At 62.5% G+C, this 21752-nt stretch carries 18 protein-coding genes, 1 tRNA gene and 1 pseudogene; 13 read left to right on the top strand and 7 right to left on the bottom strand.

What is annotated here, in order from left to right:
* Positions 1 to 2 precede the first annotated feature (2 nt).
* Positions 3 to 2544, top strand: a pseudogene (ligD, locus tag P3R82_RS13785) (DNA ligase D).
* A 24-nt stretch (positions 2545 to 2568) separates the two neighbouring features.
* Here ligD and P3R82_RS13790 read toward each other — a convergent pair.
* On the bottom strand, positions 2569 to 3372 hold the full coding sequence (locus P3R82_RS13790; RefSeq protein ID WP_283194255.1) for a Ku protein: 804 nt from the start codon (positions 3370 to 3372) through the stop codon (positions 2569 to 2571).
* 651 nt (positions 3373 to 4023) lie between these two features.
* Here P3R82_RS13790 and P3R82_RS13795 point away from each other — a divergent pair.
* The gene (locus P3R82_RS13795) at positions 4024 to 4944 is read left to right on the top strand and encodes an MYG1 family protein (protein WP_283194256.1); all 921 of its coding nucleotides are present in this window, start codon (positions 4024 to 4026) and stop codon (positions 4942 to 4944) included.
* Between the two features lie 150 nt (positions 4945 to 5094).
* On the opposite strand, the gene P3R82_RS13800 is transcribed toward P3R82_RS13795, so the two are convergent.
* On the bottom strand, positions 5095 to 5649 hold the full coding sequence (locus P3R82_RS13800) for a hypothetical protein (protein WP_283194257.1): 555 nt from the start codon (positions 5647 to 5649) through the stop codon (positions 5095 to 5097).
* 178 nt (positions 5650 to 5827) lie between these two features.
* Positions 5828 to 5903 (bottom strand) — tRNA-Ile (locus P3R82_RS13805).
* 152 nt (positions 5904 to 6055) lie between these two features.
* Between P3R82_RS13805 and P3R82_RS13810 the strand changes: the two genes are divergently transcribed.
* On the top strand, positions 6056 to 6799 hold the full coding sequence (locus P3R82_RS13810; RefSeq protein ID WP_283194258.1) for an SIMPL domain-containing protein: 744 nt from the start codon (positions 6056 to 6058) through the stop codon (positions 6797 to 6799).
* 249 nt (positions 6800 to 7048) lie between these two features.
* Positions 7049 to 7432: a hypothetical protein gene (locus P3R82_RS13815; protein ID WP_183899181.1), complete on the top strand. Its 384-nt coding sequence runs from the start codon at positions 7049 to 7051 to the stop codon at positions 7430 to 7432.
* Between the two features lie 107 nt (positions 7433 to 7539).
* On the opposite strand, the gene P3R82_RS13820 is transcribed toward P3R82_RS13815, so the two are convergent.
* The gene (locus P3R82_RS13820; RefSeq protein WP_283194259.1) at positions 7540 to 8253 is read right to left on the bottom strand and encodes a GntR family transcriptional regulator; all 714 of its coding nucleotides are present in this window, start codon (positions 8251 to 8253) and stop codon (positions 7540 to 7542) included.
* Positions 8254 to 8521: 268 nt separating this feature from the next.
* Between P3R82_RS13820 and P3R82_RS13825 the strand changes: the two genes are divergently transcribed.
* The 6 genes from P3R82_RS13825 to P3R82_RS13850 all read left to right on the top strand — a co-directional run bounded on the left by P3R82_RS13825 (position 8522) and on the right by P3R82_RS13850 (position 14324).
* Positions 8522 to 9610, top strand: coding sequence for an ABC transporter ATP-binding protein (locus P3R82_RS13825; protein ID WP_283194260.1), 1089 nt, complete (start codon positions 8522 to 8524; stop codon positions 9608 to 9610).
* Positions 9611 to 9644: 34 nt separating this feature from the next.
* On the top strand, positions 9645 to 10952 hold the full coding sequence (locus tag P3R82_RS13830; RefSeq protein WP_283194261.1) for a PotD/PotF family extracellular solute-binding protein: 1308 nt from the start codon (positions 9645 to 9647) through the stop codon (positions 10950 to 10952).
* 243 nt (positions 10953 to 11195) lie between these two features.
* Positions 11196 to 12110: an ABC transporter permease gene (locus P3R82_RS13835; protein ID WP_283194262.1), complete on the top strand. Its 915-nt coding sequence runs from the start codon at positions 11196 to 11198 to the stop codon at positions 12108 to 12110.
* A 1-nt stretch (position 12111) separates the two neighbouring features.
* Entirely contained in the window at positions 12112 to 12933 is an 822-nt protein-coding gene (locus P3R82_RS13840; RefSeq protein ID WP_283194263.1) for an ABC transporter permease, read from the top strand.
* 4 nt (positions 12934 to 12937) lie between these two features.
* Complete coding sequence (locus P3R82_RS13845) at positions 12938 to 13678, top strand: aspartate/glutamate racemase family protein (protein WP_283194264.1); 741 nt, start codon at positions 12938 to 12940, stop codon at positions 13676 to 13678.
* Positions 13679 to 13832: 154 nt separating this feature from the next.
* Positions 13833 to 14324 (top strand): heme-degrading domain-containing protein, encoded by a 492-nt coding sequence (locus P3R82_RS13850; protein WP_283194265.1) that lies wholly within the window; start codon positions 13833 to 13835, stop codon positions 14322 to 14324.
* A 51-nt stretch (positions 14325 to 14375) separates the two neighbouring features.
* On the opposite strand, the gene P3R82_RS13855 is transcribed toward P3R82_RS13850, so the two are convergent.
* Positions 14376 to 14645 carry an antibiotic biosynthesis monooxygenase gene (locus tag P3R82_RS13855; protein ID WP_283194266.1) on the bottom strand — a complete coding sequence of 90 codons (270 nt, stop codon included), beginning with the start codon at positions 14643 to 14645 and terminating at the stop codon, positions 14376 to 14378.
* Positions 14646 to 14797: 152 nt separating this feature from the next.
* Between P3R82_RS13855 and P3R82_RS13860 the strand changes: the two genes are divergently transcribed.
* Positions 14798 to 15376 carry a hypothetical protein gene (locus P3R82_RS13860; protein WP_283194267.1) on the top strand — a complete coding sequence of 193 codons (579 nt, stop codon included), beginning with the start codon at positions 14798 to 14800 and terminating at the stop codon, positions 15374 to 15376.
* A 35-nt stretch (positions 15377 to 15411) separates the two neighbouring features.
* Here the strand turns inward: P3R82_RS13860 and P3R82_RS13865 are convergent, their stop codons facing one another.
* Positions 15412 to 15819, bottom strand: coding sequence for a hypothetical protein (locus tag P3R82_RS13865; RefSeq protein WP_283194268.1), 408 nt, complete (start codon positions 15817 to 15819; stop codon positions 15412 to 15414).
* A gap of 107 nt (positions 15820 to 15926) precedes the next feature.
* Here P3R82_RS13865 and soxR point away from each other — a divergent pair, with 107 nt between their 5' ends.
* Positions 15927 to 16370, top strand: coding sequence for a redox-sensitive transcriptional activator SoxR (gene soxR / locus P3R82_RS13870; RefSeq protein ID WP_283194269.1), 444 nt, complete (start codon positions 15927 to 15929; stop codon positions 16368 to 16370).
* Between the two features lie 83 nt (positions 16371 to 16453).
* Here the strand turns inward: soxR and P3R82_RS13875 are convergent, their stop codons facing one another.
* The gene (locus tag P3R82_RS13875; protein WP_283194270.1) at positions 16454 to 17713 is read right to left on the bottom strand and encodes an AGE family epimerase/isomerase; all 1260 of its coding nucleotides are present in this window, start codon (positions 17711 to 17713) and stop codon (positions 16454 to 16456) included.
* Positions 17714 to 17886: 173 nt separating this feature from the next.
* On the opposite strand from P3R82_RS13875, the gene metH reads away from it, so the two are divergent.
* The gene (gene metH / locus P3R82_RS13880) at positions 17887 to 21660 is read left to right on the top strand and encodes a methionine synthase (RefSeq protein WP_283194271.1); all 3774 of its coding nucleotides are present in this window, start codon (positions 17887 to 17889) and stop codon (positions 21658 to 21660) included.
* The last annotated feature ends 92 nt before the right edge of the window (positions 21661 to 21752 follow it).

Genomic DNA, 21752 nt, shown 5'->3' on the forward strand with positions numbered 1-21752 from the left:
CCATGGCGCTCGAGACCTATCACGCCAAGCGCGATTTCAAGCGGACGCCGGAGCCGCGCGGAGGAAAACGTGCCTCTACGGCGCGCGACAGCAACGCGCTGAGCTTCGTGATCCAGAAACACGACGCGACGCGGCTGCATTACGACTTCCGGCTGGAAATGGACGGAGTGCTGAAGAGCTGGGCGGTGACGCGCGGGCCGAGCCTCAATCCCGACGACAAGCGTCTGGCCGTGCATGTGGAGGACCACCCGCTCGACTATGGCGACTTCGAGGGCATCATCCCGAAGGGCGAGTATGGCGGCGGCACCGTCATCGTCTGGGATCGCGGCACATGGGCGCCGTATGGTGACATGCGCAAGGCCTACAAGAAGGGCCACATGGAATTCGACCTCGATGGCGACAAGCTGAAGGGTCGCTGGCATCTGGTGCGGATGCACGGCAAGCCCGGCGAAACCCGGGAGAACTGGCTGCTGATCAAGGCCGAGGACGAGGAAGCGCGCGTCAAGGGCGATATCCTGAAGCTGCGGCCTGAATCGGCAAAGACCGGCCGCAAGATCGAGGAAGTGGCCAAGAACCCGGATGCCGCCTGGCACTCGCGGCCCAAGGGGACGGACAGCAGTGAGGCCGGGAAGGGGCGCACCAAGTCGTCGGATCCCAAGCCGAGGGCGACCAAGACCAAGGCCGAACCGCGCCAATGGCCCGACGGTGCGGTCAAGGCCGGCCTCCCTGACTTCGTCGAGCCGGCGCTCGCCAAGCTGAAGCCGAAACCGCCTGTTGGCGACGAGTGGGTGCACGAGATCAAGTTCGATGGCTACAGGCTGCAGATCAGGATCGACCACGGCAAGGTGACGATGCTGACGCGCACGGGCCTGGACTGGACGGAGCGGTTTGGCGAGACGCTTGCGAAAGCTTTTTCGGACCTGCCGGTGCAATCTGCTCTGATCGACGGCGAGGTGGTGGTCGAGCGCGACAATGGCGCTTCGGATTTTTCCGCGCTGCAGAGCGATCTCAGCGAAGGGCGCAAGGACCGCTTCGTGTTCTACGCCTTCGATCTCCTGCATCTCGACGGGCACGACATGCGCGAGGTGTCGCTGCTTTCCCGCAAGGCATTGCTGGAAACGCTTCTGGCTCCTGATAACCCGACACTGCGCTACAGCAGCCATTTCACCGAGAAGGGTTCGCTCGTGCTCGACCATGCCTGCGGCCTGGGGCTGGAGGGGTGATTTCCAAGCGCGGCGACAGCGCCTATAGCTCGGGGCGCACGGGCGAGTGGATCAAGTCCAAGTGCTCGAAACGGCAGGAGTTCGTCATCGGCGGCTTCGTGCCCTCGACGGCGACGAAGAATGCCATCGGTTCGCTCGCCATGGGCTATTACAAGGGCGGCAAGCTTCACTATGTCGGACGCGTCGGCACCGGATTCTCGGTTTCGACCGCCAGAATGCTGCATGACCGTCTTTCGCAGGACCGGCAGGCGAAAACCGCCTTCGACGACGCTCTGTCGGCCGAGGCGCGGCGCGGGCTTGTCCACGTCAAGCCCAGGCTTGTGGCGGATGTGGAGTTTCAGGCATGGTCGGCGGACGGCAATCTGCGGCATGCGGCGTTTCGCGGGCTGCGCGAGGACAAGGCGGCGGGGGATGTGATGCGCGAGACCGAAAAAGGCAAGGCCGATCCGGCGCCGCAATCGAACGTCGCGCTCACCCACCCCGATCGCATCTACTGGCCGGATCAGGGCATCACCAAGCAGGGACTTGCGGATTATTACGCGCAGGTCTGGCGCTTCATGGAGCCCTTCGTGGTCAACCGCCCGCTGGCGCTGCTGCGCTGCCCTGACGGTATTGCCGGGCGCCAGCGCTTCTTCCAGAAGCATGCCTGGAAGGGAATGAACGCCCATATCGAGGAGATCGCGGACCCGAAGGACAGGGGTGGCGAAAAGTTGCTGCGTATCGCTGATTTCGATGGGCTCGTGGCGCTCGTGCAATCCGCCGTTCTCGAGATCCACCCCTGGGGGCGACGACCGCGAGCTTCGAGAAGCCCGACATGATCACCATGGATCTCGATCCGGCCGACGATGTCGCCTGGGCCGAGGTGATCGCTGCGGCCCACGAGTTGAAGCAGCGGCTCGAGGCGGCGGGGCTGGCTGCCTTCGTGAAGACCTCCGGCGGCAAAGGTCTCCATGTGGTGACGCCGCTGAAGCCGAAGGCCGGATGGGTGCAGGTCAAGGCCTTCGCGAAGGCGCTGGCGGACGCGATGACGAAAGATCAGCCGGACAAATATCTGGCGACCGCCACCAAGGCGAAACGCAACGGCAAGATCTTCATCGATTATCTCCGCAACGGCCGCGGCAACACCGCCGTCGCCGCCTATTCGACCCGCGCCCGGCCGGGTGCCGCCGTGTCGATGCCGCTCGACTGGAAGGAGCTGACGGGAGAGATCGGCCCGGGCTATTTCACGGTCGACAACACGCCGTCGCGGATGAATTCGCTGGCAAGCGATCCCTGGGCCGATTTCTTCAAGGCCGCCGCGCCGCTTGAAAAGCGCAAGTGACGATCGCCTGAAATATGTGCCGAGCTAGTGCTTCGACCGTCCGCCATCCTTGGCGATGCTCTTCTTCAGCGCGTCCATGATGTTGACGACGTTGCCGGTGGATTTGACGGGCGGGCGCTTTGTTGCCGCCACGGGCTTCGGCAGGCTCTTCTGTTTGGCACGGATCATCGCCCGGATGCGTTTCTGCACGGGATCGGTGACCATCGAGGGTTTCCATTCCTCGGTGCGGTCCTTCACCAGCTTGCTCATCAGCGCCAGCACCTTCTGGTCGGTCTTGGCAGCAAGATCGACGGTCCCGGCCGGCTCGCGGACCTCGTCGCCGAAATGCAGCGTCCAGAGCACGATGCCCTTGCCCTGCGGCTCCAGCAGCACGGCGCGTTCGCGGCGGTAGAGAACGAGACGGGCGATGCCGACGACATCGTTTGCCTTCATCGCCTCGCGGATGACGCAGAAAGCCTCGACGCCGACCTTGTCTTCCGGCGCCAGGAAATGCGGCTTGTCGTACCAGATCCAATCGATCGAGCCGCGCGGCACGAAGCTCGATATGTCGATCGTGCGGGTGCTCTCCAGCCCGACCTCGCTGATCTCGTCGTCCTCGAGGATGACATAGTCGTCCTCGCCGCGGGGATAGCCCTTGGCCTGATCCTTGTCCGAGATCGGCTTATGGGTGACGCTGTCGACATAGCGGCTTTCTACGCGATTTCTGGTCTTGCGGTTCAGCACATGAAACCGCAGCTGGTTGCTATCCGTGGTCGCCGGCGTCAGCGATACCGACGCGGTTACGAGCGACAGCTTGAGATAACCCTTCCAATAGGTCTGACGCGCCATCCGATGCCGGCGCCTCCGCGCCCCTCCAAGCCGCAATACGGCGATGCCGTTTCAACGGCCGGAGCGCGGATTTTGTTCCCTCGTGTCAGGCGCCACATCCATTTGATGTCGGGCAGCACATGAAGGTCAGACGATGCTAGCGCCAGCGAAACGTCGCATTGCCGCGTCGATCCACCTTGCCGAGTTCGATGGAGGCCCATCCTCCGTTCGCCGTGTCGGCGAGGCGCACGCTTGGCTTCCCGAAGATCATTCCGAGAAAGCGCGGACAGCCGCGGATTTTACCGCCACCGTCATCGGCCGTGAAAATGCACTGGTGGGACATGGATGTCCCGGATACCGCTATTATTCCCGTTTTAGGCACGTGTGGTTCCCGTCACTATCATGCTTAGACGGTGATACTCGCGCGGGCGTTTGCCGATGGCAAGCGTAAAATTCACCGTTTCGTGATATTCAGGATGTCCGCATGAAAGCAAACCTTAACCTTCGGCCGGGTTCAAGGACATGGCCTGCGACGTGCGGCAATCCATCCGATTGCATGATGCAGTGCAGCATCAGTGCATGAAAATGCGCCTCGCGCGGGTTGAGGTCGTATGCGCCAACGGCTATCTGGTGCCATATGCGGATGATCCGCAGACAAGAGGGCGCCGCCGCATGAAACCTGAATTTCTCGTCACGCATTCCGGTGGCTTCCATGCCGACGAACTGCTCTCCACCGTCATTCTGACGAAGCTCTTTCCCGAGGCGCGCATCATGCGCAGCCGTGCGCCGGAATGGATCACACCGGGGCCCGACCGGATCATTTACGATGTCGGCGGCGCCTACGACGCCGCGGCGCGCATCTTCGACCACCACCAGCGTGGCGCGCCGCTGCGCGAAGACGGCCAGCCCTACAGCTCGTTCGGCCTGATCTGGAAGCACTACGGGCGCGATTATCTGGCCGCATCCGATATTCCCGAGGCCGATATCGACGATATCCACGCCTCTTTCGACGGCAGCTTCGTGCTGCCGATCGATCTTACCGACAATGGCGCGCTCAGCCCCTCCGGGCCGCTTGCCGGGCTGACGCTGCCGGCACTCCTGGAAACGCTGAAGCCGGTCTTCGACGAGACCGATCCCGGCGCCGACGACCGCGCCTTTCACGAAACACTCGCCATCGCGCGCAGCTTCGTCGAGGCGCGGATATCAAAGAGTGCTGCGAAGCGCAGGGCGGAGGCGCTGGTGCACAAGGCGATCATCGCTGCCGGCGAAAGCCGTGTGCTGGAACTACCGATGGGCATGCCCTTCCGCCCCGCCATCGTCAAGGCCGGCGCCGACCACCTGCTCTTCGTCGTCCACCCGCGCGACAAGGACTGGTGCGTGACCGGCATCCGCCGCGAGGAGGAGGGCTTTACGCTGCGCGCCGACCTGCCGGCCGCCTGGGCGGGCCTCACCAACGGCGACCTCGAAGCCGTAAGCGGCGTTGAAGGCGCCAGCTTCTGCCACAACGGCCGCTTCATCGCCGCCGCCAGGAGCCGCGAAGCGGCGCTGAAGATGGCGGAGATTGCGGTGGCCGAGGCGGTGGGGGGCGTGTGACGCATAAAGGGGTGCTCGGGCATTGAAAGGTGACGCAGGGCTCAACCCCGATCGTGCGCGCCACCGGACAATCCGAGCATCTTACAGCGCTAGCCGCGATCGAACGATGAGCCCGTTGCGCTATCAGCCATGCTTTGTTCGAGCAGGCCACTAATTGCAGAGATTCACTCCATCCTTGACAATCACCGCCCATTTGGGGCCAAGGATGTCACGAGCGGATATAGCCTGGCTGCTGCCTGGTTCGCCATCCTTGAACATTACGATCCCAATGGACTGGTCGTGCGAACCGCCGTAGATGATCGGCCCTGGCGTATAGGTTGTCGTCGCATTGACCGTGCCGTATCCGCCATAGGAGTTGATGGTGCCATAGGTATTGTAGTTTCCTGGCATCTGGGTTGCGGTGACGTTGTTCGCCGCTGCTGCTGACGTGATGATGTAGCGATCGTAGCCCGCCTTGATGGTCTCGACGGCAGCCTGTTTCTGTGCCGCCTTAGCCGCGCCAACACTGCCGCACATCGGCTCCGCGCTCGTCTGGATGATCATTTGGTTTCTCGAGACCCGCATGGTGCTGGACTGGACGCAGGAACTTAGCAGCACGGCGAGGGCCGATGCCGCGATAGTTGTTTTATGCATAAAAGATTCCCCAACCTTGACGCGAGCCACATTGCGAACAAAGCGTCCTCTGTCAATCGGCTTGAAAGCCATTCAGCGCAGCTTTTAATTATCACAGCGCTGCCTCACTCGGCTGCAATTGGTCGAGCATCACGCTCGATGCCGCGAATTCTGAAGCACCTGGTCTGGCAAACGCTGTTGTAACCGCAGCCCAAAACGCAAAAGGGCTTAGCGGAACTGCGTAAATTCCTGCTAAGCCTTTGGAAATAGATGGTGGGCCCGGAGGGACTCGAACCCCCAACCAAGCGGTTATGAGCCGCCGGCTCTAACCATTGAGCTACAGGCCCTGGCGACTGTGACGGCGCCTGGCAGCGGCGCAATGGTTCGCCGGTGCTCGTTGCGTCTAACGCAATTTCAGAGCGGTCACAAGTCATTGCCGCAATAGCTTCACAATCAAACGGCAAGAGGGATCGGTAAGTCACAATCGCGGAGTGAAACAATGCCATTGCCGAATACCAAAAGCTTTGCCGCCGGTCTCCTTCTCAGCCTGCCCGTGCTTGTCGCGGCCTCTGTGCCGGCGTTCGCGGCCGATGCGCCGCGCCAGGCGGTCATCAGCGTGATCGGCGAGGGGCGGGCGACGATGGCGCCCGACATGGCTGTCCTGACCTTCTCCGTCGTCAAGCAGGAGAAGACCGCGCGCGAGGCGCTCGACGGCAACAACAAGGCGATGAGCGACGTGCTCGCCGCGCTGAAGAAGGCCGGCATCGCCGAGCGCGACCTGCAGACATCGGGCTTTTCCGTGCAGCCGCAATATCGCTATCCGCAGGGGACCGACGGGCAGCAGCTGCCGCCCGAACTCATCGGCTACCAGGTCTCCAACACGCTGACGGTCCGGGTGCGCGATCTCTCGAAGCTCGGTGGGATCATCGACCAGTCGGTGACGCTCGGCGTCAACCAGGGTGGTGATATCCAGTTCACCAACGACAAGCCGGACAGCGCCATGGAAGAAGCGCGCAAGAACGCGGTGGCCGACGCCGTCGCGCGGGCCAAGACGCTTGCGTCCGCCGCCGGCGTCAAGCTCGGCAACGTCATCGAGATCAACGAAAACGGGCCGCGGCCGCAGCCGATGCCCGTCATGCGGGCGGCGATGATGAAGACGGAGGCCGATGCAGCCGTGCCGATCCAGGGTGGCGAAAGCAGCTACAACATCAGCGTCAACGTTACATTCGCGATCGCGCAGTAGCGCGGCGCCCATATCCGTTAATTTAAGTTACCAAAAGATTGCCGTTGATATTCCTTTGAATATCAACGGCTTATCTTTGCGGCCGCCGCGCTCGCCAGGCCGGGGCAGAAAAAGCGCTTTATCACGCGTATATTACACTATAACATCGATCGTGTTATTCGGTCCGGTCGGGAACCTGAGTTCTGCTTCCGGCGTTAGTGCGGACCGATGAGGAGGAATTGGCTTTATCCCTGCAAAGAGGAGACAGACATGTCGAATGCCTTGCCGCCACTTCACAATGGGCACGCCCCGTTCACCCTTCAAGAGCTCTTTCGCGATGCTCTTTATGCGTTTGAAGAGTGGGATACGGAACTGACCGAACCGATCGTCACGTTCGAAGGCCGGGTTGTTCCGATCAGTAGCGTCTTCGAGGCCATGCGCCAGTGCGACGACATCGTGCCGATGAATATCGTCGGCGCCGTGACCGAGCGACTGACGAAACCCTGGGAGGGCGAAGGCCCGCTCGACCAGATGACGTTTTCGACCGCCGCCCGCGTCATGGGCGTGCTGGTGCGCAAGCGCCTGCATGCGACCGGAACGCCCGATATCGTGGCCGTTGCCGCCGTTCCCGACGAACGCCGCTCGCGCGGTTGATTTTCGATGACGCGGCCGCTACGGCGGTCGCGTCTCGCCCGAGCCCCGATCGAGGTCGCGGGTTTTACACGATCTTGCGGGCGCGCCCTTGATGCCCCGCGCGCGGTCTAAAGATCGAACGCTTCCTTCAATCCCTGTCCCTTGCGTTCTCGCAGATCGAGGTCGGCCTCGATATGCGCGATGTGGTGAAGCATGAGGTGACAGGCGTGGTCGAGATCCTTGTTTTCAATCGCCGATACGATGTCGCCATGCTCGTTGTGGCCGCAGCTCGATATGGTCGACTGGCCGTAGAGCGCGATGACAAGGGAGGAGCGGGCCACGAGCTCCTCCATGAAGCGCTGCATGATCGTATTGCCGGAGATCGCGGCGAGCGTCAGGTGAAAATCGCCGGATGCCTTGATTTCGGCGCGCCGGGCCGTCTGTCCACGCTCGCCGATCAAGCGGCTCTCCTCCAGCAGCAGCTGCCGCAGGTGCTGAATCTGCGACTGCGTGATCCTGGCCGCTGCCTCGCGCAGGATGCCGGGCTCGATCAGCCGGCGGGCGGCGAAGATCTGGCGCGCTTCGTCGGGCGAGGGGTATGCCACGAAGGCGCCGCGGTTCTTTTCGACGCTGACGAGACCCTCATAGGAGAGCGCCTGCAGGGCCGCGCGCGCCAGTGTGCGGCTGACGTTGAAGAGGTTGCCGACATCGCTTTCCGACAGCTTGGTCCCCGGTGACAGGCGACGTTCGACGATCGCGTCCCGAATGGCGTCGCGGATCTGCTGCGTGCCGGTTTCTGTCGGCTCGTCGGGCGTCGGAAGCGCGCTGGAGGTCGGGTTCATGAGGCTGGATGTCCTGTGGCCGGTCGATGATAGCCACAATCGGCCGGAAAGTTAAACGGAATTTGCAATCAATCGAGCCGTCAAATCGTATACGATTTTTTGCGTAAATTGCAGACGAAAGCCTATTTGATGTGCAGGCATACGCGGAGGTCTATTTTTGGTCATTCGTGTGTTTTGGGCGAAAACTCAATCTTCCTAGAGGCTTGATACCCCCTCGCGGAAACTGGCACGGCGAATGCATCGTCTTCCTCGAACAGGGGAAGACACGATGTCGAAAGCGGCAGAGATCGATATAGCATCCGTTTCGAAGGTGTATGGCGCAACCACCGCCGTGCATGCGATCAGCCTGAAGATACCGGCTGGCTCCTATTGCTGCTTCCTGGGACCATCGGGCTGCGGCAAGACCTCGACGCTGCGGATGATTGCCGGGCACGAGAGCATTTCATCGGGCGATATTCGCCTCGGCAACACCGTCGTCACCGATTTTCCGCCGGCCAAGCGCGGCACGGCGATGATGTTCCAGTCCTACGCGCTCTTCCCGCATCTCGACCTGATCGACAACGTCGCCTTCAGCTTGAAGATGAAGGGCGTGGAGAAGCAGGAGCGGCGGGCCAAGGCGCTGGAGATGCTGAAGCTGATGCAGATGGAGGCCTATGCCAACAGGCGTCCGGCGCAGCTTTCCGGCGGCCAGCAGCAGCGCGTGGCGCTTGCCCGGGCGCTGATCACCGACCCGGAGGCGCTGCTACTCGATGAGCCGCTCTCGGCGCTCGATCCGTTCCTGAAGATCCGCATGCGTGCCGAGCTCAAGAAGCTGCAGAAGACGCTGGGGATCACCTTCGTGCATGTGACGCACAGCCAGGAAGAGGCGATGGCGCTCGCCGATATCATCGTCATCATGAACGACGGCAAGATCGAGCAGGCGGCGACCCCACGCAAGGTGTTCGAGGAGCCTGCCACCGCCTTCGTGGCGCGGTTCATGGGCGATCACAACGTGCTGACGGGTCGCGTGAGATCCGTTGGCGACGGCGTTTTGACGCTCGAGGTGCCTGAGGGGCAGACGTTTTCGGTGCGGGGCGAGGGCAGGCTTGCGGGCGAGGTCGTCGATATCGGCATCCGCACCGACCGTGTTCGCCTCGCCAGCGCCACCGACAAGACGCTCGGCTTCAACGGTATCGTCTCCAACATCGAATATCGCGGCGCCTCGGTGAAGATCACCGTGGTCGGCGCGGGCAGCGATGACTTCACGGTCATCGCCAGCGATGGCGACTATTTCGCCAACCCCGCATCGGTCGGCGATGCGGTGTCCCTGAGTTGGGCACTGGAGGACGCCGTTCTCCTGGGCCGCGTTTCGGCATGACTATCAATTACCACAAAAACCAGAGGGAACTGACATGACTGATACAACGAAAACCACCGGGAAGGGTCTGATGGACAAGGGCGTGTCGCGCCGCGGCCTGCTGAAGACCGGCGCCGCAGCGCTTGGCGCTGCCGCCGGCTCCGGGCTCATTACCGGCTTCCCGACGATCTGGGCGCAGTCGAACATCACGCTTCGCCAGTTCGGCACCGGCGTTTCCAACATCAACGCCGTCGCCGAACAGTGCAAGAAGGACCTCGGCATCACGCTCGAGATGACGGCGACCGATTCCGACGCCGCCGCCCAGCGTGCCGTCACCCAGCCCGACAGCTACGACATCGCCGACATCGAATACTGGATCCTCAAGAAGGTCTATCCGACCGGCGTCATCCAGCCGATGGATGTGAAGAAGCTGAAATATTACGACAAGGTCGTTCCGTTGTTCAAGAACGGCAAGCTGAAACCGGACAGCGTGATCGCGCAGGGTACCGCGCCGCATACCGTCGGCTATGTCGAGAGCGCCGATGCCAAGACCTTCGCCAAGGGCGAAACCGAACTCTTCACCATGATGCCGACGATCTACAATGCCGATACGCTCGGCATTCGCCCCGACCTCGTCGGCCGCGATATCACCAGCTGGGCCGATATCATGGACCCGAAGTTCAAGGGCAAGACCTCGATCATCAACATTCCGTCGATCGGCATCATGGATGCCGCGATGATCATGGAAGCGCTGGGCAACATCAAGTACGCCGACAAGGGCAACATGACCAAGGAAGAGATCGACAAGACGATCGAGTTCCTGATCAAGACCAAGCAGGACGGCCAGTTCCGCGCCTTCTGGAAGTCGTTCGACGAGTCGGTCAACCTGATGGCGTCGGGCGAGGTCGTCATCCAGTCCATGTGGTCGCCCGCCGTCGCCGCCGTCCGCTCCAAGGGGATCGCCTGCAAGTATCAGCCGCTCAAGGAAGGCTACCGCTCATGGGGCGGTGGTCTCGGTCTTGCCTCGCACCTCAAGGGCGCGCAGCTCGACGCCGCCTACGAGTACATCAACTGGTACACATCCGGCTGGGTCGGCGGCTACCTCAACCGCCAAGGCTACTACTCTGCCTGCATGGATACCGCCAAGAATTTCATGACGGCGGACGAGTGGGGCTACTGGATCGAAGGCAAGGCCGCCCAGGGCGATATCCTTTCGCCCGAGGGCAAGGTCATGGAGAAGGCCGGCGCGGTGCGCGACGGTGGTTCGTTCGAAGAGCGCATGGGCAACGTCGCGTGCTGGAACTCCGTCATGGACGAGGACCGCTACATGGTTCGCCGCTGGAACGAGTTCATCGCGGCTTAGGGCGATCTGGGGTCTCCCCTTCCAATCGCGGGAGGGGAGGTTCTGCCGTGGGTTACCCCCCTCTGTCCTGCCGGACATCTCCCCCCACAAGGGGGGAGATCGACCCGTGGCCTGCTCCCCACGCAAGCAATGAGCGTGGAGCGAGCGGTTGCACCCAGCCAATCTCCCCACCTGTGGGGGAGATGCCCGGCAGGGCAGAGGGGGCGTCACGCAACGCAATGCCAACTGGAAAAGGGATCAGCGATGGCGACGATCGCTTCAGCAGAGACAAACGAGACGACCGAGCGGGTGCGCAGCCCGGGCTTTCGGCTGGCGCCGTGGGCCGCCTCCTATCTGCAGGCGGTGCCGCTGATCCTGATCCTCGGCTTCTTCTTCATCCTGCCGATCGCAATGATCGCCGTCGTCAGTTTCTGGGATTACGACTTCGCCGGTCTCTATCCCGATTTCCTGACGATGAACTATACCGAAACGCTCGGCTCGTGGGTGACGTGGAAGACCTATCTCAACACGCTGAAATTCACCGTCATCGTCTGGGCGCTCACCGTCTTCATCGGTTTCTGGGTCGCCTATTTCCTCGCCTTCCACATCCGCCGCACATCGACGCAGATGATCCTGTTTCTCGTCTGCACCGTGCCGTTCATGACATCAAACATCATCCGCATGATTTCGTGGATTCCCGTGCTCGGCCGCAACGGGCTGGTCAACTCGGCGCTGATTGAGATGGGGATCATCCCGCAGCCGATCGAATGGCTGCTCTATTCCGATTTCGCCGTGGTGCTCGCCATGGTGCACCTCTACACGCTGTTCATGGTGACGCCGATCTTCAACACGCTGATGCGCATCGATCGCTCGCTGTTCGAGGCGGCGCGCGATGCCGGCGCCAGTGGCTGGCAGATCCTCTGGAACGTCGTCATCCCGCTCGCCAAGCCCGGCATCGCCATCGGTTCGATCTTCGTCGTCACGCTCGTCATGGCCGATTTTTCGACGGTGCAGGTCATGTCCGGCGGGCAGAGCGCCTCGGTGGCGCTGATGATGAAGAACCAGATGTCGCTGCTGCAATATCCGGCCGCCGCCGCCAATGCCGTCGTGCTTCTGATCGTCGTGCTGATGATGGTCGCGGCCATCCTGCGCGTCGTCGATATCCGCAAGGAGCTTTAAGATGAGCCACGAAAAGCGCACGCTCGAATTCTACGTGCTCGCCGCCTTCTTCATCCTGTTCGTGCTGTTCCTCTACGGCCCGCTGTCGGCGATCCTGATCCTGTCCTTCCAGGGGCCGGATGGCGGCCTGACATTCCCGCTCAACGGCGTTTCCGTCCACTGGTTCTACAACCTGTTCGAAAAGCAGGCGGTGGGCGATTTCGGGGCTTCCTTCCGCCGCTCCTTCTCGCTCGGCCTGATGGTCATGGTGGTCACCGTCGTGGTGTCGCTGCTGGCCGGCCTTGCCTTCCGCCGTCGCTTCCGTGGCGCGACCTTGCTGTTCTACGCGACGGTCGCCAGCCTCGTGGTGCCGTCGATCATCATCTCGCTCGGCATCGGTGTCGTGTTCCAGCAGGGCGGGCTGAAGCCGGCCTGGTATTCGTCGGCCTTCGGCGCGCATCTGACTTGGACGCTGCCCTTCGGCGTGCTGATCATGTTCGCCGTCTTCAACCGCTTCTCGCCGGCCTATGAAGAGGCGGCGCGCGATCTCGGGGCGAGTTCGTGGCAGACCTTCGTGCATGTCGTGCTGCCGATGATCGCGCCGAGCCTGATCGGCGTCGGCCTGTTCGGCTTCACGCTCTCCTATGACGAATTCGCCCGCACGCTGATGACCTCAGGCAGCTACAACACGCTGCCGCTCGAGATCTACGGGATGACGACCAACGTGACGACGCCGGTGCTCTACGCGCTCGGTACGGTGACGACGCTGTTTTCCTTCACCATCATTCTGGTCGCGCTCGGCATCATGATGCTGCTGCGCGGGCGCCAGGCAAAGACAAGCTGATCCCATGCGTATTCTCATCGTCAATCCGAACACGACATCAAGCATGACCGAGAAGGCGGCGACCGCCGCACGGCTCGTCGCCGCCTCCGGCACCGAGATCATCGCCGCCACCTCGAGAATGGGGCCGGTGTCGATCGAGGGGCATTATGACGGGGCGCTCGCCATCCCCGGGCTGCTGATGGAGCTGAAGGAGCGGGCAGGGACCTATGATGCGGCCGTGATCGCCTGCTTCGACGATACGGGGCTCGAGGCAGCCCGCAGCTTCGCCGACGTGCCGGTGCTCGGGCTTTGCGGATCCGCCGTCGCCACCGCCGGCTTCCTGGCGCAGCGCTTTACCGTGGTGACGACGCTGGAGCGGTCGCGGGTGCTGATCGACAATCTTGTGCGCCGCTATGGCATGGGGGACCGGGCGAAGGTCCGCGCGTCTGACATTCCAGTGCTGGAGCTTGAGGATGAAGCGTCGGGCGCGATCGGCAAGCTTCGTGCCGAGATCGAGCGGGCGCTCAGGGAGGATGGCGCGGAAGCGATCGTGCTCGGCTGCGCCGGTATGACCGATCTGGCGCGCGACCTGCGGGAGATCTACGGCGTGCCCGTGGTCGACGGCGTTGCGGCGGCCGTCAAGCAGGCAGAGGCGCTGGTGTCGCTTGGTCTTTCGACCAGCAAGCGCGGCTCCTACGCGGCGCCGCTTGCCAAGCCCTTTGCCGGCGAGATGAGCCGGTTCGCGCCGATGCAGGCAGCGGGGTGAGGCCGGCCGGTCGCGGTTCCGTGAAGGCGGCCCTCGGCCATTTTCCCATGTCGTGTCAGGCATCTCCGGCGCGGCCGGATCACCACGATTCCGCTTTACTTTTTCGCTCTCCTGGCGATGCTCAGCAAAAAGCATTTAAGGAGAGGAAGCAGACATGACCATGCCGGACGACGATCTTGCGCGCATTGCCGAGCAGGAGAAGGTGCTGCGCTTCGACAGTTTCGATCTGGCGACGGCGTGGCAGCTGGGCAAGTTGCTGCAGGAGCTCGGTTCGGAGCGTGGTCTGGGTATCGCGATCGATATCAACCTGCATTCGATGCCGGTCTTCTATGTGGCTCTTCCCGGGGTCACACCCGACAACGTCCAATGGGTGCGCCGCAAGCGCAATCTGGTGCTGCGCTATTTCCGCAGCAGCTATGCCATCGGCCTCGACCTGAAGGCCAAGGGAAAGACGATCGCGGATAACGGTCTGTCTGATGCCGATTACGCGCCCCACGGCGGCAGCTTCCCGATCAATGTCAAGGGCACCGGCTGCATCGGCTCGGTGACCGTTTCCGGTCTGCCGCAGCGCGACGACCACAATCTCGTCGTCGAGGCGCTGGCGCTGATGCTGGCCAAGGATCTGGACGCGCTGCGCCTGGCGTGACACCCTCACGGGAACGCGCCGGCACGTCATGCCGACCGGGCCGGAACGGCTTTACGCCTTTTCGACCAGCCAGACGCTTGGGGCGCCAAGGATGCCGCCCGTGCGCATGGCCGAGCGGAGCTCCTCCAGCTGCATGAAGGCCTTCGCGGCTTCCGGTGTTGCGAATTCATGGGTGACGGTGACGTCGTTGGGATTGTCGGCGGATTGGAAGACCGCCTCCGATATCACGCCGTTTTCCGCCTGAACGGACCGGAAGCCGTCATACACCTTGCGCCAGGCCGCATAGTCCGAAACCTCATGCCTTACGAACACTGTCGTCATGTTCCGCTCCTGCGTTGCATTCACATGTTTCGTTTGGAAGCCAGGCGTCAGCGTACCACCGATGAGGGGTTCGCGCGCGTGAAAATGCATGGCATCGCACGCCGCTGAAATTGCATGTATGGTGGCGACATCTCGATCAGGGAAGAGGGTCGATGACGCGTCGTTTGCGCATTCTTGCGGCGTTGCTCTCCCTGGCGCTGACCGGCGCCGGGCCGGCGGATGACGGGCGGTGGTATGCGGGGAGCTACTCGTTTTCCGACGAACTCGGCGGTTTCCGCATCCTGTCGATCTCAGGTTCCGGCACGCGGGAGGATCCGATCGAGATCCGAGAGGCGTTCGACAGTCTTGCGCCGGTGACGCTGGTGATCCGCTTCGCCAAACCCGCCGAGCTGAAAGCGACGGTGCCGGGCTCGTTTCATCTGCGGGTGGTGACGGTGAACCGGAGCGGTCTGGCATGGATCGGCTTCGGCTTCGAGCTGCAGGAAATCCGCGGCAAGCCGAGCGACTTCTATGACGGGCTATCCTTCGGGCAGGCCGATCCCGATCCGGCGCTGATCTCGTCCAGCCGCTTCATGCATTTCGAAAGCCGCTTCGAGAGCTTCGATCGTCTGAATTTCGACGAGGGGCATCTCGATCCCGGTGAGCAATCGAAATTCGGCTTCTTCGTTTCCGACGTCACGCCGGTCGCGGAGTTCTATCTGGTGGAGGAACCGCGTATTCCGTCGTCGTGATTGGTCGTCGGCGGGGCAGGCTTCTGGGCTTTTTCTCACGACACGCGCGGCATTACGGGTGGCTCAAGGAAGCACCATCGAAAGACCATCGCGGCCAAAGCCCCGACTGCGCATCCGTAGAACAACCTTGAAAGCAAGAGATCAGGAAGCGAGGAGGACACAAGCCAATAGAAGGTTGCAAAGATCAGCAAGGACGCCGCCACAAAGCCGATGCGCCGGTTCGCGAGAGGCCGGACGAGCGCTACTCCATGGAAGCCGATCAGAGTGCCGGTTAACCCGACAATCAGGCTAACCAACGGCGCCGTCGGCTTCTCCCAAAAGCTGTCCAGAAGGCAAAGGGCGCCAGCCAAAGCGGCGGCGCCAAGTAGCTGCAGCGCAACTGCACCAGCAAACCTGATACGCGCTGAGTATCTGGGCGTCGAGTAACGAAAGAACGCGATCAAGGTGCTCTCCCTATGCAAGGCGGTTACAGCCACTTTTTGGGCCGCAATGGTTGTCAGCTTGAAATCCGTACAACCTCAGCTAAACTTGAGGTCAAGGGGATTTTTCAATGACACGAGAACTGACTGTCGGAGAGGTTGCTGCGCGAGCGGGAGTTGCTGTGTCCACTCTGCATTTCTATGAAGCGAAGGGCCTGATCTCCAGTCACCGGACATCTGGCAATCAGCGACGCTACACGAGCGACGTTTTGCGCAGGGTTGCGGTTATTCGCGTTGCGCAAAACTTGGGGCTGCCGTTGTCGACAATCGGCAGAGCTTTGGCACGACTGCCAGACGGGCGAACACCGTCGCGCGCGGATTGGGAGTTGTTGTCTGCGGAATGGGCAGTTGAACTGGACGCGCGGATTCAGCAGCTAAAAGGGCTGAGAGACGGCTTGTCTGACTGTATAGGGTGCGGCTGTCTTTCGATCGACAAATGCGCACTCGTCAATTGGGACGACAGGCTGGCCGTGGAAGGTCCTGGCCCTCGCAGGCTCACCGCCGATCGGGAATGAAATGTGCCCCTAGGCATCCGCTTGCGGGATTGCGTCACCTTCATGCAGCGGCGCCGTGGATGCGGCGCCGCCTCGTTCCATCGTCAGATCTTGCCGCCGGCTTCCGGGATGACCTTGGTCAGGCTGCCGGTCGCCGGGAAGAGGGGGATGAGGCAGGCTTGCAGGGCGTGGTAGATGTCGCCCTTGCCGGGGAAGATGGTGTGGGCGGGGACCATGTCTTCCGTCAGTTCCTCGTGCCAGCCGCCGTTTTTGTGGTCGATGAAGCGGCGCTCGATGACGTTCCAGATCTTTCGGTAGCTTTCCTCGTGGTAGTCGCTCGGCAGGTGTTCGTTGAGGTAGTGGGCAGCGGCTACGCCTTCGCAGGCGGGCCACCACATCTTCTGGCGCTTGTCCGGGCGGTCCTCCCAGTCGAGCGTGTAGAAAAAACTGCCCTTGTCGTCGTCCCAGCCGAGCGCCATTGCCTGCGAGAACAGGCCCTTGGCGGCATCCGGCAGCCATTCCAGCGTCTTGCCGCCGAGCACCCAGAGCTGCAGCAGAAGGCGTGCCCATTCCAGCGAGTGGCCGGGCGTGGTGCCGGCCGGACGGAACATCTCGTTCGGATGATAGTAGGTCTTGTCGAGCTTCCATTCCGTGTCGAAATGCTCGGCGACGCGCCAGTCGACGGAGCCGGCGGCGCGGCGGATGACGAGGTCGGCGATGCTTTCGGCCTTGGTGAGATAGTCGCGGTTGCCGGTTGCCTCGAAGGCTGCCATCAGGGCTTCGGTCAGGTGCATGTTGGAGTTCTGGCCGCGATAGGTGCCGCCGTCGAGCGGTTGCCAGTCGGCGGTGAACTCCTCGGCGATGGCGCCGTGCTTGTCTTCCCAGAAGCGGGTGTTCAGCACCTCTGTGATGTCGGCCAACATGCCGTCGGCAAGCGGGTGGCCGATGGTCTTGGCGGAGGAGGCGGCGAGGAGCACGAAGGCGTGGCCGTAGCCCTGCTTGTTGGTGTCGACGGGGCCGTCATTGTTCAGCGACCAGAAATAGCCGCCATTCTCTAGGTCCCGGTGGTGGTTCCAGATGTACCGCATGCCGTGATCGACGACATCGGATGCGCCGGGCCGTCCCAGCAGGGTGCCGATCGAGAAGCAATGGACGGCGCGGGCGGCGATGTGGATGCCGCGCACCTGGCCCTCGGCGTCGAGCGGCTTGCCGGTGTCGTCGAGATCGTAGAACCCACCCTTGGGATTGATCGAGTCATGCTGGAAGAAATCGAACAGGCCGTTGGCCTGGGCGACCAGCCAGTCGCGGTGGTAGGCGCGCGTCGTCCAGTTGCCGAGCGCGGCGTCGCCGATTGCAGGTGCCATGATACTCCTCCGATTTCATACACAATGCTTTGAAATTGCCTATATAGGGGGCGTTCGAGTCTGTCATCCGCCGTGCGTCGGCAATGGCGAAAATGTCGCTGATATATTGACATAAAGATATCTTTATGTGATTTGGGCGGCTTGTCTTTATAATGACGTCAAGGAGTCCGCCCGTGTTCAACAATCTGTTTGGCCCCGAAGGGGAAAAGCGCGACGGCAGTGAAGTGTTCGCGGCGCTCAGGAAAGCCGCCAGCGAACGCATTCTGGTCCTTGACGGCGCCATGGGCACGCAGATCCAGGGGCTGGGTTTCGACGAGGATCATTTCCGCGGCGACCGCTTCATCGGCTGCGCCTGCCACCAGAAGGGTAACAACGACCTTCTCATCCTCTCGCAGCCGGATGCGATCGAGGAGATCCATTACAAATACGCCAAGGCCGGCGCCGACATTCTCGAGACCAACACCTTCTCCTCCACCCGCATCGCGCAGGCGGATTACGCGATGGAAGGCGAGGTTTATGCGCTGAACAAGGAAGGTGCCGAAGTCGTGCGCCGCGCCTGCATCCGCGCCGAGCGCGAGGATGGCCGCCGCCGTTTCGTGGCCGGTGCCATCGGCCCGACCAACCGCACGGCCTCGATCTCGCCTGACGTCAACAATCCGGGCTTCCGCGCCGTCACCTTCGACGACCTGCGCATCGCCTATGCCGAGCAGATCGACGGCCTGATCGACGGCGGCGCCGATATCATCCTGATCGAGACGATCTTCGACACGCTGAACGCCAAGGCTGCGATCTTTGCCTGCGAGGAGCGCTTCGAGGCCAAGGGCATCCGCCTGCCGGTCATGATCTCGGGTACGATCACCGACCTTTCCGGTCGCACGCTGTCGGGCCAGACGCCGTCGGCCTTCTGGAACTCGGTGCGCCACGCCAACCCGTTCACGATCGGGCTGAACTGCGCGCTCGGCGCCAACGCCATGCGTCCGCACCTGCAGGAACTGTCGGGCGTTGCCGACACCTTCATCTGCGCCTATCCGAATGCCGGCCTTCCCAACGAGTTCGGCCAGTATGACGAAACGCCCGAGCTGATGGCGGCGCAGATCGACGAGTTCGCCCGCGAGGGTCTCGTCAACATCGTCGGCGGCTGCTGCGGCTCGACGCCTGAACATATCAAGGCGATTGCCGAAGTTGTCGCCAAGTACAAGCCGCGCCCGATCCCCGAGCATCGCCCCTTCATGTCGCTCTCGGGCCTCGAGCCCTTCGAGCTGACCAAGGACATTCCCTTCGTCAACGTCGGCGAGCGCACCAACGTCACGGGCTCGGCGCGTTTCCGCAAGCTGATCACCAATGCCGATTACACGGCGGCGCTCGATGTCGCGCGCGACCAGGTCGAAAACGGCGCGCAGATCATCGACATCAACATGGACGAAGGCCTGATCGATTCCGAAAAGGCGATGGTCGAGTTCCTGAACCTGATCGCAGCCGAGCCGGATATCGCTCGCGTGCCCGTCATGATCGACAGCTCCAAGTTCTCGATCATCGAATCCGGTCTTAAGCGCGTCCAGGGCAAGCCGATCGTCAACTCGATCTCGCTGAAAGAGGGCGAAGAGAATTTCCTCGCGCAGGCGAGGCTGCTGCACGCCTATGGCGCGGCTGTCGTCGTCATGGCCTTCGACGAGACCGGGCAGGCGGATACCTATGACCGCAAGGTCGAGATCTGCACGCGCGCCTACAAGCTCTTGACCGAAAAGGCCGGCTTCCCGCCCGAGGACATCATCTTCGATCCGAACGTCTTCGCGGTCGCGACCGGCATCGAGGAGCACAACAATTACGGCGTCGACTTCATCGAGGCGACGCGGACGATCCGCAAGACGATGCCGCTGGTGCACATATCGGGCGGCGTTTCGAACCTCTCCTTCTCGTTCCGCGGCAACGAGCCGGTGCGCGAGGCGATGCACGCCGTGTTCCTCTACCACGCCATCCAGGCGGGCATGGACATGGGCATCGTCAATGCCGGCCAGCTGGCGGTCTACGACCAGATCGACGCCGAGCTGCGCGAGGCCTGCGAGGACGTGGTGCTGAACCGCCGCAGCGACGCGACCGAACGCCTGCTCGAAGTGGCCGAGAAGTTCCGTGGCGGTGCTGCGCGCGAGGGACGCGTGCAGGATCTCTCCTGGCGCGAATGGTCGGTCGAGAAGCGTCTTGAACACGCTTTGGTCAACGGCATTACCGAATACATCGATGCCGATACCGAAGAGGCACGCCTTGCCGCCGCCCGTCCGCTGCACGTCATCGAGGGCCCGCTGATGGCGGGCATGAACGTGGTCGGCGACCTGTTCGGCTCTGGCAAGATGTTCCTGCCGCAGGTCGTCAAGTCGGCGCGCGTGATGAAGCAGGCCGTGGCCGTGCTCCTTCCCTACATGGAAGAAGAGAAGCGGCTGAACGGCGGCGACGACCGCAAGTCGGCCGGCAAGATCCTGATGGCGACCGTCAAGGGCGACGTCCACGATATCGGCAAGAACATCGTCGGCGTCGTGCTCGCCTGCAACAATTACGAGATCATCGACCTCGGCGTCATGGTGCCGGCGACGAAGATCCTGGAGACGGCGGTGGCCGAGAAGGTCGACGTCATCGGCCTGTCTGGCCTGATCACGCCGTCGCTCGACGAGATGGTGCATGTGGCGGCCGAAATGGAGCGCCAGGGTCTGGATCTGCCGCTTCTGATCGGCGGCGCCACGACCAGCCGCGTCCATACGGCCGTGAAGATCCATCCCGGCTATAACAAGGGCCAGACGGTTTACGTGACCGACGCCAGCCGCGCGGTCGGCGTGGTCTCGTCGCTGCTCTCGCCCGAGAACCGTGACGGCTACATCACCGATATCCGCGCCGAGTACGCCAAGGTTGCGGCAGCGCACGCCCGCAGCGAGGCCGAGAAGGTGCGTCTGCCGCTGTCGCGTGCTCGCGAGAACGCGCAGAAGGTCGATTGGTCGGCGCACGCGCCTGCCAAGCCGAGTTTCCTCGGGACCAAGGTGTTCGAGGACTACGATCTGGCGACGCTCGCCGAATATATCGACTGGACGCCGTTCTTCCAGACCTGGGAGCTGAAGGGCCGCTATCCCGCCATTCTCGAGGACGAGAAGCAGGGCGAGGCGGCACGCGCGCTCTGGGCGGATGCGCAGGCGATGCTGAAGAAGATCATCGACGAGAAATGGTTCCGGCCGCGCGCCGTCATCGGCTTCTGGCCGGCCGGCACCGTCGGCGACGATATCCGCCTCTACAAGGACGACAGCCGGAAGGAAGAGCTCGCGACCTTCTACACGCTGCGCCAGCAGCTCTCGAAGCGCGATGGCCGGCCGAACGTGGCGCTGTCGGACTTCGTGGCGCCGGTCGACAGCGGTGTACAGGATTATGTCGGCGGCTTCGTCGTTACCGCCGGTATCGAGGAAGTGGCGATCGCCGAGCGCTTCGAGCGCGCCAATGACGATTACTCGTCGATCCTCGTCAAGGCGCTGGCCGACCGTTTCGCGGAAGCCTTCGCCGAGCGGATGCACGAAGAGGTTCGCCGCGAGTATTGGGGCTATGCCAAGGGCGAGGCGCTCAACAAGGAGCAGCTGATCACCGAGGAATATGCCGGTATCCGCCCGGCGCCCGGTTATCCGGCGCAGCCCGATCATACGGAGAAGAAGACGCTGTTCGCGCTCCTCGATGCCGAGAACGCCGCCGGCGTGAAGCTCACCGAGAGCTACGCCATGTGGCCGGGCTCGTCAGTGTCCGGCATCTATATCGGCCATCCCGACGCCTATTACTTCGGCGTCGCCAAGGTGGAGCGCGATCAGGTCGAGGATTATGCCGGCCGCAAGGGCATGGAGATCTCCGAGGTCGAGCGCTGGCTCGGGCCGGTGCTCAACTACGTGCCTTCGAAGCCGCGCGACGAAGTGGAAGACGCGGCCTGATCGGGCGCGTCTTCAGGAACTGATTCAACTGCCGGAGAAAATGATTCAGGATCACCCGCCAAGGGCCTGATCCTGAATCGGAAATCGCTGTT

The sequence above is a fragment of the Rhizobium sp. AN80A genome (genome assembly GCF_030053015.1).
Lineage (GTDB): Bacteria > Pseudomonadota > Alphaproteobacteria > Rhizobiales > Rhizobiaceae > Rhizobium > Rhizobium metallidurans.